The sequence below is a fragment of the Lysobacter sp. OAE881 genome (assembly GCF_040546665.1).
Lineage (GTDB): Bacteria > Pseudomonadota > Gammaproteobacteria > Xanthomonadales > Xanthomonadaceae > Lysobacter_J > Lysobacter_J soli.
Genome location: NZ_JBEPOG010000001.1, coordinates 946,252 through 960,705, shown reverse-complemented (window position 1 = coordinate 960,705; position 14,454 = coordinate 946,252). Strand labels below are relative to the sequence as shown.

13 protein-coding genes and 1 pseudogene are annotated in these 14,454 nt (G+C 68.1%); 9 read left to right on the top strand and 5 right to left on the bottom strand.

Annotated features, from left to right (window positions below; genetic code table 11):
* Positions 1 to 38 precede the first annotated feature (38 nt).
* Genes rimI through pssA form a run of 3 tightly spaced genes read right to left on the bottom strand, consistent with a single transcriptional unit; the run spans position 39 to position 1,698 of the window.
* The gene (gene rimI, locus ABIE51_RS04455) at positions 39 to 533 is read right to left on the bottom strand and encodes a ribosomal protein S18-alanine N-acetyltransferase (RefSeq protein WP_115841366.1); all 495 of its coding nucleotides are present in this window, start codon (positions 531 to 533) and stop codon (positions 39 to 41) included.
* Positions 530 to 925 carry an alanine acetyltransferase gene (locus tag ABIE51_RS04450; RefSeq protein ID WP_192632378.1) on the bottom strand — a complete coding sequence of 132 codons (396 nt, stop codon included), beginning with the start codon at positions 923 to 925 and terminating at the stop codon, positions 530 to 532. Before ABIE51_RS04450 ends, rimI begins: the two co-directional genes overlap by 4 nt.
* Complete coding sequence (gene pssA, locus ABIE51_RS04445) at positions 922 to 1,698, bottom strand: CDP-diacylglycerol--serine O-phosphatidyltransferase (RefSeq protein ID WP_192632605.1); 777 nt, start codon at positions 1,696 to 1,698, stop codon at positions 922 to 924. Before pssA ends, ABIE51_RS04450 begins: the two co-directional genes overlap by 4 nt.
* Positions 1,699 to 1,922: 224 nt before the next feature.
* Here pssA and ABIE51_RS04440 point away from each other — a divergent pair, with 224 nt between their 5' ends.
* The 3 genes and pseudogenes from ABIE51_RS04440 to ABIE51_RS04430 all read left to right on the top strand — a co-directional run.
* Positions 1,923 to 2,336: a DUF4124 domain-containing protein gene (locus tag ABIE51_RS04440; protein ID WP_192632377.1), complete on the top strand. Its 414-nt coding sequence runs from the start codon at positions 1,923 to 1,925 to the stop codon at positions 2,334 to 2,336.
* Between the two features lie 142 nt (positions 2,337 to 2,478).
* Positions 2,479 to 4,191 (top strand): proline--tRNA ligase, encoded by a 1,713-nt coding sequence (locus ABIE51_RS04435; RefSeq protein ID WP_192632376.1) that lies wholly within the window; start codon positions 2,479 to 2,481, stop codon positions 4,189 to 4,191.
* Between the two features lie 179 nt (positions 4,192 to 4,370).
* Positions 4,371 to 4,733 (top strand): annotated as a pseudogene (locus tag ABIE51_RS04430) (H-NS histone family protein); the annotation flags it as partial.
* 235 nt (positions 4,734 to 4,968) lie between these two features.
* On the opposite strand, the gene ABIE51_RS04425 reads toward ABIE51_RS04430, so the two are convergent.
* On the bottom strand, positions 4,969 to 6,219 hold the full coding sequence (locus tag ABIE51_RS04425; protein ID WP_115841360.1) for a threonine/serine exporter family protein: 1,251 nt from the start codon (positions 6,217 to 6,219) through the stop codon (positions 4,969 to 4,971).
* Positions 6,220 to 6,359: 140 nt separating this feature from the next.
* Here ABIE51_RS04425 and ABIE51_RS04420 point away from each other — a divergent pair, with 140 nt between their 5' ends.
* The 4 genes from ABIE51_RS04420 to ABIE51_RS04405 are packed head-to-tail and all read left to right on the top strand — an operon-like array spanning position 6,360 to position 9,979.
* On the top strand, positions 6,360 to 7,478 hold the full coding sequence (locus ABIE51_RS04420; protein ID WP_115841359.1) for an ABC transporter permease: 1,119 nt from the start codon (positions 6,360 to 6,362) through the stop codon (positions 7,476 to 7,478).
* Positions 7,479 to 7,504: 26 nt separating this feature from the next.
* Positions 7,505 to 8,356: an ABC transporter ATP-binding protein gene (locus ABIE51_RS04415; protein ID WP_192632604.1), complete on the top strand. Its 852-nt coding sequence runs from the start codon at positions 7,505 to 7,507 to the stop codon at positions 8,354 to 8,356.
* A 4-nt stretch (positions 8,357 to 8,360) separates the two neighbouring features.
* Positions 8,361 to 9,302: an MlaD family protein gene (locus tag ABIE51_RS04410; protein ID WP_115841358.1), complete on the top strand. Its 942-nt coding sequence runs from the start codon at positions 8,361 to 8,363 to the stop codon at positions 9,300 to 9,302.
* A 14-nt stretch (positions 9,303 to 9,316) separates the two neighbouring features.
* Positions 9,317 to 9,979, top strand: coding sequence for an ABC-type transport auxiliary lipoprotein family protein (locus tag ABIE51_RS04405; protein ID WP_192632603.1), 663 nt, complete (start codon positions 9,317 to 9,319; stop codon positions 9,977 to 9,979).
* 15 nt (positions 9,980 to 9,994) lie between these two features.
* Here ABIE51_RS04405 and ABIE51_RS04400 read toward each other — a convergent pair whose 3' ends face one another.
* Positions 9,995 to 10,591 (bottom strand): alpha-ketoglutarate-dependent dioxygenase AlkB family protein, encoded by a 597-nt coding sequence (locus ABIE51_RS04400; RefSeq protein ID WP_192632602.1) that lies wholly within the window; start codon positions 10,589 to 10,591, stop codon positions 9,995 to 9,997.
* Positions 10,592 to 10,735: 144 nt separating this feature from the next.
* Between ABIE51_RS04400 and ABIE51_RS04395 the strand changes: the two genes are divergently transcribed.
* Positions 10,736 to 12,358: an electron transfer flavoprotein-ubiquinone oxidoreductase gene (locus ABIE51_RS04395; RefSeq protein WP_192632374.1), complete on the top strand. Its 1,623-nt coding sequence runs from the start codon at positions 10,736 to 10,738 to the stop codon at positions 12,356 to 12,358.
* Positions 12,359 to 12,365: 7 nt separating this feature from the next.
* A complete protein-coding gene (locus ABIE51_RS04390) occupies positions 12,366 to 14,447 on the top strand; it encodes a glycoside hydrolase family 99-like domain-containing protein (protein WP_192632373.1) in 2,082 nt (693 codons plus the stop codon).
* Positions 14,448 to 14,454 lie beyond the last annotated feature (7 nt).

The following is a 14,454-nucleotide window of genomic DNA, read 5'->3' as shown; positions in this document are numbered from 1 at the left end:
GCCTCCTGCAGTCCGGTGGAACGTCCGTCGAATCGCGCTCAATCTTCCGGCGGCAACAGCTCGATCGCCATGACCAGCGCATCCTCGCGACCGTCGCGCGCCGGGTAATAGCGCGGGCGCCGGCCGATCTCGTTGAAACCTTCCGAATGGTAAAGCGCGATCGCACCCGCATTGGACGGGCGCACTTCCAGGAACACGCGTTCGGCCTTGCGGCCGCGCGCGACGCGCACCAGCGCCCGCAGCAACTGCCGGCCCAGCCCCTGGCCCTGGAAGTTCGGATCGATGCAGATGTTGAGCACGTGCGCTTCGTCGGCGGCGATGCTCATCAGGAAGTAGCCGATGATGCGGCCTTCGTGCTGCATCACCCATGCCGGGTAATCGGCGCGCAGGCAGTCGCGGAAAATGCCCACCGTCCACGGGAATTCGTACGCGCGGATCTCCACCGCGTGAACGGCATCGAGATCGTCCTCCCGCATCGGGCGCAGCGCGCCGTGCAGCGGATGCTGGCCGGCGTCGAAGGCCAGCGCGTTCATCCGCGCGACGTCCGGCGCAGTGCGCGAAGACGCGGCCAAAGCGCGCGTTTTGCCGATGCGTTGCCGCGCAGCGCTGCGATGTCGCCGGCGAGCTGCATGACGCTCGCTTCGTCCGCGCCCCCCGCCGCGCGAAGCAGCGAGTGCAGGAGGCGATCGCCGTGCGGACGGGCAGGTGCCGCACGCGCCGGGCGCTCGTCGCGTGCCAGCAGCGCCGCCGCTTCGCGCATGGCGCCGCGCGGGCCGGACGACGGCGCTGCATCGTCGCGGCCGCGATCTTCGTTCGATTCTGGCTGCCGTTCGGCAGCGAGCGCCTCCGCCGGGGCGATGGACCACACCGTGTGGCCCATGGCCTGCAGCCACTCGCGCTGCTCGGCGGTCCACGGCTCGCTCATGGCGCGGCCTCGGACACCGGCGCACGACGCACACGGCGGAACGCGGCGTAGGCCGGCCCCGACAGCGCGTAGAGCGCGCCGATCGCCAGCAGCACGCGCGGCGGATCGATGGCGATGCCGACCAGCACCGCAAGCACGACGACGATGGCCAGGAACGGCACGCGATCGTGGCGCGGGCCGCCGCCCTTGAAGCTGAAATAGCGCAGTCGGCTGACCATCAGCAGGCCCGCCGTGACCGTCACGCCGAGAGCGAAATACCGCAACTGCTCGCCGGTGTAGCCAAGGTCGTGGCAGGTCCATACGAAGCTGGCGACCAGCCCCGCGGCGGCCGGGCTCGCCAGGCCGATGAACCAGCGCTTGTCGACCGTGCCCACCTGCGAGTTGAAGCGCGCCAGCCGCAGCGCGGCGCAGGCGGCGTAGACGAACGCCGCGACCCAGCCGATCTTGCCGGGGATCGGACCGTCCAGCCGCATTTCCTGCAGCGCCCAGTGGTACATCACCAGCGCCGGGGCGAGGCCGAAGCTGACCAGGTCGGCCAGCGAGTCGTACTGCACGCCGAATTCGCTCTGCGTGTTGGTCAGGCGGGCGACGCGACCGTCCAGTCCGTCCAGGATCCCCGCGACGAACACCGCGATGCAGGCGTCGTCGAAGCGGCCCTGGGTGGCGGCGATGATCGCGTAGAACCCGGCGAACAGGCCGCCGGTGGTGAACAGGTTGGGCAGCAGGTAGATCCCGCGGTTGCGTGGGCGCGGGGTCGATTGCGTTTCGTCCATGTGGGGGGCAGTCGGCATGTCGTATCGGGGAAGCGGCGGACCGCGACAGGAAAGTGTAAGTCCATCGGCCCGCCCACCGGCATTCCCGTACCGCCGGGCCTGTCGCGCCGACAACGAGACCGGCTCCACATATGTCGACGGTCCCGTCACGCGGCGCTTGCCTGCGGCCGGGCGCGGTGCTGCAATCGCGGCAATCCCCCGCCCTTCCGTGCCCGGAGCCCCGCATGTCCAAGCTCGTCCGCCTGCTGCCCGGCCTCGTCGCCGGCCTGAGCCTGCTCCTGGCCACCCCGGCCTTCGCCGCGAAGGTGTACCAGTGGAAGGACGCCAAGGGCATCACCCATTACTCCGATGCCCCGCCGCCGGACCAGAACATCAAGGGTCGCAACGTCGCCGACAAGGGCGGCACGCAGGCGCAGGCCCAGCAACCGGCGGCCAAGCCCGTCGCCAATGCCAACTGCACCAATGCGCGCAGCAACCTGTCCGTGCTCCAGGGCGCGGGCGACGTCGGGGTCGACGAGGACAAGGACGGCAAGCCCGACCGCAGCCTCAACCAGACCGAACGCGCCAACCGCACCGCACTGGCGGAAGCACAGATCAAGACCTACTGCGATGGCCCGGCGGCCGCCAGCGGAGCCTGATCGCGCGACAGCCCGCTGCCAACGCAATGCATCGAAGCCGGCCAATGGGCCGGCTTCGTCGTTTCTGGGGGCTCGCCCAGCCGGCAGCTCCGGGAACGCATGGCAGAATGGCCGCTTCCTTACGTTCGAAAGCCCCACGCCGATGCGTCTGTCGCAGTTCCACCTCCACACCAGCAAGGAAACCCCCGCCGAGGCCGAGATCGTCAGCCACAAGCTGATGCTCAAGGCCGGCATGATCCGCAAGCTCGCCGCCGGCCTGTACACCTGGTCGCCGCTGGGGCTGCGGGTGCTGCGCAAGGTCGAGCGCGCCGTGCGCGAGGAGATGAACGCCGCCGGCGCCATCGAAGTGCTGATGCCGGCCGTCCAGCCGAAGGAGCTGTGGGAGGAGACGGGCCGCTGGGAGAAGTTCGGCGGGCAGCTTCTGAAGATGAAGGACCGCAAGGACGCCTGGTACTGCTACGGCCCCACGCACGAGGAAGTCATCACCGACTTCGCGCGCAACGAGCTGTCCAGCTACAAGCAACTGCCGGTGAACTTCTACCAGATCCAGACCAAGTTCCGCGACGAGATCCGCCCGCGTTTCGGCGTGATGCGCGCGCGCGAGTTCCTGATGAAGGACAGCTACTCCTTCCACGTCAGCGACGAGGACCTGAATCGCGAATACCGCAGCATGTACGACACCTACGGCCGCATCTTCACGCGCCTTGGGCTGAAATTCCGCGCGGTGTCGGCCGACAGCGGCGCGATCGGCGGTGCGGTGTCGCACGAATTCCAGGTGCTGGCCGAGTCGGGCGAGGACGCGATCTTCTTCTCCGACGGCTCCGACTACGCCGCGAACGTCGAACTGGCCGAAGCAATCTCGCCCGGTCCGCGCGGCGCCGCGACCGAAGCGATGCGCAAGGTCGACACGCCGCACCAGAAGACCTGCGAGGACGTCGCCGCGCTGATGGGCATCACGCTCGATCGCACGGTGAAGTCGGTCGCCGTCATGGGCACCGATGCCGAAGGCAACCCGCAGTTCGTCCTCGCGCTGGTGCGCGGCGACCACGCCGTGAACGAAGTGAAGCTCGGCAAGCTCGCTGGCCTTGCGGGCTATCGCCTGGCGACGGAAGCGGAAATCGCCGGGCACCTAGGCAGCGAACCGGGCTTCCTCGGCCCGGTGAAGCCTGCGAAGGCGATCCGCATCGTCGCCGACCGCAGTGTCGCGGCCATGTCCGATTTCGTCGTCGGCGCCAACGAAAAGGGCTTCCACCTCGCCGGCGTGAACTGGGGCCGTGACGTGCCCGAGCCCGATGAAGTCGCCGATATCCGCAACGTCGTCGAAGGCGATCCTTCGCCCGACGGAAAGGGCACGCTGCAGATCGCGCGTGGCATCGAGGTCGGACACGTCTTCCAGCTGGGCGACAAGTACGCCAAGGCGCTCAAGCTCACCGTGCTCGACGCCAACGGCAAGGCCACCACGCCGGTGATGGGCTGCTACGGCATTGGCGTGTCGCGCATCGTCGCGGCGGCGATCGAGCAGAACTTCGACGAGAACGGCATCGTCTGGCCCGAGCCCATGGCGCCGTGGCAGGCCGTGGTGTGCGTGATCAATCCGAAGAACGACGCGGCCGTGGCCGAAGCGGCGCAGGCGCTGTATCGCGACCTCAACGCCGCCGGTGTCGAAGCCGCGCTCGACGATCGCGGCCTGCGTCCGGGCGCGATGTTCGCCGACATCGAGTTGATCGGCATCCCGCACCGCATCGTGGTGTCCGAACGCGGCCTGGCCGCCGGCACGTTCGAGTACCGCCATCGCCAGGCGAGCGAGTCGGAAAACCTCGATCGCACGGGCGTGTTCGCGAAATTCGGAAAGTAAGCGCGGCATACGACCACGCTGCATGGCCCTCTCCCGCCCGCGGGAGAGGGCTGAGCAGGGTGGAATCCGGGCGAAGACCTTCGCGTTTACGCCGCCGGATGCCGGCGACTATCATCGGGAGTCCGCCGCATCGACGGCCGCGATCATTCCCCCGATATCCCGCACGCTCCGGAGGTTTTATGTCGATCAATCTCGATTCCCTCTCCGCGAAGGAACTCGACGCGCTGATCAGCCAGGCGAAGAAGCGCAAGACCACGCTCAGCAAGCGCAAGCCGATCGCCGTGGTGCGCAAGAAACTCACGCAGCTGGCGAAGGCCGAGGGTTACAGCATCGGCGAACTGTTCGGCGGTGTGGCACCGGTAGCTCCGGCGCGCGCGGCGAAGGCGCCGGCACGCAAGGTATCGAAGAACGCCGGCAAGTCCGTCGCGCCGAAGTACCGTAACCCGGCCAATCCGTCCGAAACCTGGGCCGGCCGGGGCAAGCAGCCGCGCTGGCTGGCGGCGCAGACGAGTGCGGGGAAGAAGCTCGAGGATTTTCTGATCCGCTGATCCGTTCGGATCGTTCTTGTTTCGGAGCGCCGGCCTTGTGCCGGCGTTTCTGTTTCTGCGAGCGGGGCGGCCAGGATCGACATGGATTCCAGCTTTCGTTGCACGGTGGTTTGTCGGCGCGGGAGTGCCCGCGTATTACGGGCCTGGATCCCGGCTTTCGCCGGGATGACGGCTTCGGCGGACGCTAATCCCGAATCCCGAATCACGAATCCCGAACCACGACCAAGAATCAAAGATTCCGCCGCGCAGGCAGCAGCAGGTTGCCGAACAGCAGTCCCGCGATCAGCGCCAGCAGGATGTTGAGCACCGCCAGCACCGCCGTCTGGCCCGCGTCGATGTCCTGCTGCTGGATGAGCGTGAGCAGCCCGCGCAGGCTCACGCTCCCGGGCACCAGCATGATGATGCCGGGCACGCGCAGGATCGCGCCGGGGCGGTTCCACCAGCGCGCGTACGCATTGCCCGCCGCGGTGAGCACCAGCGCAGCGAGGAAGATGCCGGCCGGACTTCCGAACGCCTGCCCGCCGAAGCGCGAGATGAGATAGCCGCCGGCCGCGGCGGCCATCACCTTCGGGTAGTCGCGCCACTGCGCGCGGAACAGCACGGCGAAGGCGAATGCCGCCGCCGCCAGTGCGCCCCACTCCACCCATACCGGCTGCGGGCGCGATGCGCGGACCTGCGCGTGCAGGCCGACCACGTCGGCCAGGTACAGCGCGATGATCGTGCCGATCGCCAGCTTCAGCACCGTCGTCACCGCGCCGGCGAAACGCGCCGTGCCCGAGACCAGATGCTGGCTGGTCAGCTCGTTCACCGCGTTGGTCAGCGCCATGCCGGGCAGCAGCACGATGAGCGAGGCGATGATCACCGTGTTCTGGTTGAGCGGCGCGACATAGGTGGCCACCAGCAGCGTCACGATGGCGGCGAACATCGCCGTCACCGCTTCCAGGGCTTCCTTGAAGCGCGGATGCAGTTCCGACCACTGCACGAGCAGGCCGATCATCAGCCCGTTGACGCCCGCCACGCCGATGTCGAGCCACGGCAGGCGCAGTACGCCGCCGATGCCGATGGCAGCCAGTCCGTAGGCCAGCACCTGCATCGCGCGGGAGCGCCGCGTCGGCGGCGTGTCGAGTGCGCTCATTTGCGCGTGCGCGTCGACCAGGCCGAGCCGGCCGGCGAGTACTTCCTCGGCGATGCGGTCGGTTTCGGCCAGACGATGCAAATCGGTGTCGCCGGGCGGCAAGCGGATCACGCGCGTGGTGTCGCTTTCGCCGGGTCCGCGCTGCGGGTCGGAGAAGGTGAGGATCAACCCGGTCGGGTTCGACCAGGGCTCGCACTCCAGCCGCAGGCGATGCGCGACCGCGCTGATCGCGCCCTCCAGGCGCTGCGCCGTGGTGCCGTAGGCATGCAGGCGTTCGGCCAGCTCGATCACGAAGTCGATGCGTGCGGCGTAACTGGCGGCGCTCAGGGGGGGCGGATTCGACATGCGCGAAGCATCGCACGCGACTGCACCGGCTGGCAGCGAACGCGCGCACGGACCACGCGACTGCGGCGCCTTCGCGCCACGTTCGCGGCGGCCGCGATACGCAGGCTGCTATCCTCCGCGACATTGCCCCGGCCCACCCGATGACGGACACGACCGCGCACCCGCCGCAGATCGACGCCGACGGCTCGACCCCGTCGCGCCTGCGGCTGTCCGGTTCCTGGACGCTCGACTACGCCGGGCAGATCGGCACCGCGCTGGGCGATGCGCCCGCAGGCGTGGCGACCATCGACGCCAGCGGCGTGGAGCGCCTGGACTCGGTCGGCGTACTGCAGCTGCTGCGCTTCGCCCGCCGGAACAACCTGGACTTCGACGTCCTCACCTTCCACGAGTCGCATCAGGCGCTGGTGTCAGCGATCGAGGACGTCGCCGACGACCGTCCGCGCAAGAAGCGCGAGTACGGCGTGAGCGCCGCGCTCGAACGTCTGGGCCGCGCCGTGCACAACAACTGGCACGAGGCGTTGGCGCTGGTCGGCTTCCTCGGCGAAACACAGATCAAGTTGCTGCGGATGTTCAAGGAACCGAGCCGGTTCCGCCCGACCGCGACCGTGCACCACATGGAACAGGTCGGCCTGGACGCCGTGCCGCTGGTCGCGCTGCTGTGCTTCCTCGTCGGCGCGGTGGTGGCCTTCCTTGGCGCGAACATCCTGCGCGACTTCGGCGCGGAGATCTTCGTCGTCGAACTGGTGAACATCTCGTTCCTGCGCGAGTTCGCGGTGCTGCTCACGGCCATCGTGCTGGCCGGCCGCACGGCGAGTGCGTTCACCGCGCAGATCGGCGCGATGGTCAGCCGCGAGGAAGTCGACGCGATCCGTACCCTAGGCATGGACCCGATCGACCTGCTGGTGATCCCGCGCATGCTCGCGCTGCTGGTGATGCTGCCGATGCTCACCTTCATCGCGATGATCTTCGGCCTGCTCGGCGGCCTCACCGTCGGCGCATACAGCCTGGACATCCCGCCGCAGCAGTACCTCACGCGCATGCACGAGACGATCGAGCTGCGGCACTTCCTCGTCGGCCTCGCCAAGGCGCCGGTGTTCGCGCTGCTCATCAGCCTGATCGGCTGCCTGGAAGGCCTGCAGGTCGAAGGCACCGCGCAGTCGGTGGGCGAACGTACGACGTCCAGCGTGGTGCAGTCGATCTCGATGGTGATCATCCTCGACGCGTTCTTCGCCATCTGGTTCATGGAGATGGGCGTATGAACCGCATGTCGAAGATGACCGGGCGCATGTCGCGCAGGATTCCGGGTTCGCCGAACGCGGTGCCGGATGCGCTGCACCCGCTGTGCCCCAGGCGCGGAAGCGGCCAGCCGATCGTGCGCGTGCGTGGGCTGGTGAACCGCTTCGGCGAACAGGTCGTGCACGAGGGCCTCGACCTCGACGTCTGGCCGGGCGAGATCATCGGCATCGTCGGCGGTTCGGGTACGGGCAAGTCGGTGCTTATGCGCGCGATCCTCGGCCTGCGCGAACCGCAGGAAGGCGAGATCGAAGTGCTCGGCCTCAACGCACGGACCGACGACGCGACGCAGCGGCGCGCGATCGAGCGCAACACCGGCGTACTGTTCCAGGACGGCGCGCTGTTCTCCTCGCTCACCGTGGGCGAGAACGTGCAGGTCCCGCTGAAGGAGTACCACGGCGACCTGCCCGATTCGCTGCGCTACGAACTGGCGCTGCTGAAGGTGAAGCTCGCCGGCCTGCCGGCCGATGCGCTGAACAAGCTGCCGTCGCAGCTGTCGGGCGGCATGCGCAAGCGCGCGGGCCTGGCGCGTGCGCTGGCGCTGGATCCGCCGCTGCTGTTCCTAGACGAGCCCACCGCCGGCCTGGATCCGATCGGCGCGGCGGCGTTCGACCGCCTGATCCGCACGCTGCAGCAGGCGCTGGGGCTGACGGTGTTCCTGATCACACACGATCTCGACACGCTTTACGCTATCTGCGATCGCGTCGCCGTGCTCGCCGATCGCAAGGTCGTCGTCTGCGCGCCGATACACGAAGTGGAACGATTCGACCATCCGTGGGTGCAGGAGTACTTCCACGGACCGCGTGCGCGCGCCGCACAGAACACCCGCGAAGCGACGAGCTGAAGTCATGGAAACCCGGGCCAATTACGTCCTCATCGGCGCCTTCACCATCCTGGTGACGTTGCTGTTGCTGCTGTTCGCACTGTGGGCGGCGAAGTATTCGTCCGAGAAGGAATGGCGCACCTACGCGGTGCTGTTCACCGAGCCGGTGACGGGCCTGACCGAAGGCAGCTCGGTGCAATACAACGGCATTTCGGTTGGCACCGTGCAGAACCTGAGCCTGGCGCCGGACGACCCGCGTCGCGTGATCGCGATCCTGCGCCTGCAGGCGAACGCGCCGATCAAGACCGACACGCGCGCGAAGCTGTCGATCCAGGGCATCACCGGCAGCCCCTTCATCCAGCTCACCGGCGGCGATCCGCGCAGCCCGCTGCTGGCCGACACCGACCACCGCGAAGTGCCGGTGATCCAGACCGAGGCCTCGGCGCTGCAGAACATCGCCGATACGGCCAACCGCCTGGTCGCGCGCATGGACCAGGTGCTGAGCGACGAGAACGTCCGGCGCGTGTCGAACACGTTGTCGAACATCGAATCGATGACCGCTTCCATCGCCGACCAGCGCGAGGACTTGCGCGCGCTGATCATCAACGCGCGCAAGTCCAGCGAGCAGTTGTCGTCCACGCTCGACAACACCAACCGCGCGGTGCAGAGCGTGGATCGCGAACTGGTGGCGAAGCTGCCGGGCCTGATCGCCAAGCTCGACAGCACGCTGACGCGGCTGGACTCGGCGGCCAACAACGCCAACGGCCTGCTCACCGACAACCGCGCCGCGATCAACAGCTTCGCGAACGACGGCCTTGCGCAGCTCGGCCCGACGCTGGCCGAGTTGCGCGGGCTGGTGCGCGACCTGCGCCGCATCAGCGACCGCCTCGACGGCAACCCGACGCGCTACCTCCTCGGTCGCGACGGTCCCAAGCAGTTCGACCCCGCGGAATTCAAACCCGAATGACCACGCGCGCCGACATGACGACGATCGCTTCGACCCTCGCCCGCCACGCGCGCATCGCGCTCGCATCCGGCCTGCTGTTGGCACTGGCCGGCTGCTCGATCCTGAGCGACAAGCCCAAGGATCCCACCACGATCTTCGCGCCGGAACCCGCAGTGAAGGCGGGCGCCTCGTGGCCGAAGGTCGACTGGCAGCTGGTGATCGCCCCGCCGGCAGCGGCGCGCATCGTCGACAGCCTGCGCATCGCGGTGCGGCCGACGCCCGGCGAACTTCAGGTCTACCGCGGCGCGCAATGGGCGCGCCCGCCGTCGGACATGCTCGTCGACACGGTGCTGCGCGCACTTGAAGACTCCGGCCGCATCGGCGGCGTCGCGCGCCAAGGCACCGGCGTGGCGGGCGAATACAAGCTCTTCTTCGAAGTGCGCCGCTTCGAGTCGGACTACGCAGGCGGAGCCGTCCCGTCGGCGACGATCGAAGTCAGTGCCAAGCTGCTTCACGTGCCGCAGCAGAAGGTCGCCGCGTCGCGCGTGTTCCTGCAGGCGACGCCGGCCGCGAGCGCGGCGGTGCCCGACGTCGCGCGTGCGTTCGAGCAGTCGCTGTCGAAGATCGGTGGCGACATCGCGGGCTGGACGCTCACCAGCGGCGAGGCCTATCGCCGTACGCTGCCTGCGACGCGGTAACTGTTGCGCGCGTCGTCAACGCGACGGCGTGACGATCCGGCGGAATGTAAGGTTGATGCGCGGACCGATCGGCCGCGTCGTGCGCGGCAATGCGTGGCGATGGTGGCGCTGCGTCGCGCCGGACATCACCAGCAGGCTGCCGTGCGGAAGTTCCAGCGTGAGCTTGCGCGCAGGATCGTCGCGATGCTTCAGCGCGAAGCGGCGCGTGGCGCCCAGGCTGATGGAGGCGATGACCGGCGCCGGGCCGAGTTCGGGCTCGGCATCGCTGTGCCAGCCCATCGCGTCGGTGCCGTCGCGGTAGAGGTTCGCCAGCACGCTGTTGAACGCAACGCCGAGCGTGCGCTCCAGGCGTTCGCGCACCGGAACCAGTGCATCAGGCCAGGGATGGGGCTCGAACAGCGTGCCGGAATAGCGGTAACGCGCGTCGGGATCGCCGATCCAGCAGCTCAGCCGCGGCGAATCGACCTCGCGGCCGAAAATGCGGATGCGGTGCGTTTCCCAGGGGACATCGCGGTGTAGCCCGCCCAGCAACGCATCGGCCTCCAGCGGGCCGAGCCAGTGCGGATCGAACTGCAGCTGCGCGTCGGGCAGCGGGATCACGTCGAGGACCATACCCAACGCTAGCACGGCGTATCGCGTCCGCCGCCGGGTTTTCCCGGTGAAACTTGGCCCGACCGTGCAAACCCGCGACAATCCACCCTCTGCTGTCCCCGCAATCCGCCAGCCGCTGTACGCCAGCCCGTCTTGGAGTGCCCCATGAACCAACCCGATCCGAACGCCGTCGAACGCGACGTGATGGAGTACGACGTCGTCACCGTCGGCGCCGGTCCGGCCGGGCTGTCGTTCGCCATCCGCCTCAAGCAGCTCAACCCGGAGCTGTCGGTGTGCGTGATCGAAAAGGCTTCGACCATCGGTGCGCACATCCTGTCCGGTGCGGTGATCGAACCCGAACCGCTGGACGCCCTGCTGCCGAACTGGCGCGACAACCCGCCGCCGATCTGCGTGCCGGCCAAACACGACGAATTCTGGCTGCTGACGCACAAGGGCCACCGCCGGCTGCCGATTCCGCCCGGCATGCACAACGAAGGCAACTTCATCGTCAGCCTCGGCGCGATGTGCGCGTGGCTCGCGCCGCAGGCCGAAGCGCTGGGCGTGGAGATCTATCCCGGCTTCGCCGCGGCCGAGACGCTGCATGACGAAAGCGGTGCCGTGGTCGGCGTGCGCATCGGCGACATGGGCATCGCGAAGGATGGATCGCACAAGCCGGGCTACACGCCGGGCATCGACATCCGCGCGAAGGTCACCGTGCTCGCCGAGGGCGCGCGCGGCCATCTGACCAAGCGCTTGATCAAACAGTTCAAGCTCGATGCCGACAGCGATCCGCAGGGCTATTCGATCGGCATCAAGGAACTGTGGCAGGTGCCGGAAGACCGCGTCACGCCCGGCAAGATCGTGCACAGCTTCGGCTGGCCGGCGGACAACGAGGTCTACGGCGGCGGTTTCCTGTACCACCTGGACAAGGGCCGCATCGCGCTGGGTTACGTCAGCGGCCTGGATTACAAGGATCCGGAATACAAGCCGTGGGAAGCCTTCCAGCAATGGAAGAACCACCCACTGTTCGAGCCGCTGCTGGAAGGCGGCACCATCCTGTCGGCCGGCGCGCGCGCGATCGTCACCGGTGGTTACCAGTCGCTGCCGAAGCTGGAAATGCCGGGCGCGCTGCTGATCGGCGACACCGCCGGCCTGCTCAACGTGCCGAAGATCAAGGGCACGCACCAGGCGATCCGTTCGGGCATGCTCGCGGCCGAACATCTGGTCGCTTCGCAGCTGTCGCCGCAGGGTTTCGACGCGAGGCTGCGCGATTCCAACATCATGGCCGAGCTGAAGAAGGTGCGTAACTTCAAGCCGGGCTTCAAGCGCGGCCTGTGGTTCGGCATCCTCAATTCGGCGTGGGAAACCGTCACCGGCGGCCTCTCGCCGTGGACGCTGAAAAACAAGGCCGACTGGTGTTCGCTGGACAAGGTCGGCGAGCACGAAAGTCCGAAGCGCGACTACATCGAACGCAAGCTCGCGCCGCGCGACCGCCTGCAGGGCGTCTATTACGCCGCGACCGAACACGACGAGGACCAGCCCGTGCACCTGAAGGTGCGCGACACGTCCATCTGCGTCACGCGCTGCGCCGAGGAGTACGACAATCCGTGCACGCGCTTCTGCCCGGCGGCGGTGTACGAGATCGTGCAGGACGAGGCTGGCAAGCGCCTGCAGATCAACGCCGCCAACTGCGTGCACTGCAAGACCTGCGACATCAAGGATCCCTACGAGATCATCGACTGGGTGACGCCGGAAGGCGGCTCGGGGCCGAATTACCAGAACCTGTGACCGCCGCATGACGTCGCGCCTGAACGAGGGCCTGCGCACCTTGCTGTTCAACAGCCTGCGTGCCGCGTTCCGCATCACGCCCATGCCCGAACGCGTGCGCGACCGCCTGCGGCAGTCGTACCTGGAGCGTTTCGCGGACACGCTGCCGCAGGGCCCTCGCGGGAAGCAGGGCGACGCGACAGGCGAACGGCGCGCACGGGTGCGCGCCGATGTTCCGGCGATCGGCTGGCTGCCTCGCCGACCGGCTGCCCTGCCCTCGCCGTTGCCGGCCACGCTCGTGGCGTTCTACCTGCCGCAGTTCCACGCGATCCCCGAGAACGATGCGTGGTGGGGAGCGGGCTTCACCGAGTGGCGCAACGTGTCGCGCGCGCTTCCGCAGTTCGAAGGTCACGTGCAGCCACGACTGCCCGGCGACCTCGGCTTCTACGACCTGCGCAACCCGCAGGTGATGCGCGACCAGGCAACGCTCGCCCGCGAGTACGGCATCGGCGCGTTCTGCTTCTACTACTACTGGTTCGGCGGCAAGACCCTGCTGGAAGCGCCGCTCCAGCAGTGGCTGGGCGATGAGTCGATCGATCTTCCGTTCTGCCTGTGCTGGGCCAACGAGAACTGGTCGCGCCGCTGGGACGGCCGCGCGGACGACATCCTCGTCGGCCAGCAGCACAGCGCCGAAGACGACCTCGCGTTCATCGCGCACGTCGCACCGTACCTGCGCGATCGCCGCTACCTGCGCGTCGATGGTCGGCCGCTGCTGCTGGTGTATCGCCCAGGCCTGCTTCCCGAGCCGCGCGCCACCGCGGCGCGCTGGCGGACGTGGTGCCGCGAGAACGGCATCGGCGAGATCCACATCGCCTACACGCAGAGTTTCGATCGCGCCGATCCGGCGGACTACGGCTTCGACGCCGCCGTCGAATTCCCGCCGAACCTGGCCACGCCGACCAACGTTACTGCCGACCAGTCGCTGGTGAATCCCGGTTACCGCGGCCAGGTCCTGGACTGGCGCGAACTGGCCGACGATTACCGCCGGCGCCCGCTACCGGAATACCGTCTGTTCCCCGGCGTCAACTGCGGCTGGGACAACGAGGCGCGTCGCTCGGGTGCCGGACGCACCTACCTGCACGCCGCGCCGCGTCGATACCGCGACTGGTTGCGCGACACGATCGAGCGCCGCCTCGCGGACCGCGCGGCATCGGATCGGCTGGTGTTCGTCAACGCGTGGAACGAGTGGGCCGAAGGCGCCGTACTCGAACCCGATGCGCGCCTCGGACATGCCTGGCTGCAGGCCACGCACGATGCGTTGATGCTCTCGGCCGCGCCTGGGTCTGCCATTGTGTCCACGCGTCCCTGCCTGGTGATCCATGCCTGGTACCCGGACGTGCTGGAGGAAATCCTGGAAGTACTCGTCTCAGACGGTCATCGCTTCCGCGTCATCATCACCACGCCACCGGACAAGGTCGCGCAGATCCGCGCCATCCTGGACAAGCGAGGCATCGACGCGGAAATCGAGGCGCACGAGAACCGCGGTCGCGACATTCTGCCCTTCCTGCGTGTCGCCAACCGCCTGCTCGACGAGGGCACGGAGCTCGTGCTGAAGCTGCACACCAAGAAGTCGCCCCATCGACAGGACGGCGACGCCTGGCGAAACCAGCTGATCGGGCACCTGCTCTCACCGCCGCGCGTCGACGGAATCGTTCGCGCCTATCACGATGATCCAAGCCTTGGCGTGGTTGCGCCCGAAGGTCATGTGCAGCCTCTTGGCTATTACTGGGGCGCCAACGAAAGCAACGTGCGCTACCTGACCGCCCGCCTCGGCATCGGCGCGCCACGGGTGGAGTCGGATGACTTCGTTTCCGGAAGCATGTTCTGGGCGCGCCTGGAAGCATTGCGCCCGGTGCTCGACGCGCACCTGGACGACTGGGAGTTCGAAGCGGAGGCAGGCCAGGTGGATGGCACGTTCGCGCACGCGATCGAGCGCGTTTTCGCGCTCGCCGCGCGCGACGCGGGTTACGGCGTGCGTACCGCCGCTTCCGTCTGCGGCGAGCCTGAACCTCCGGCGTCGCAGCCGTACCCGTTCGCCAGGCGCGGCTGACGCTCCA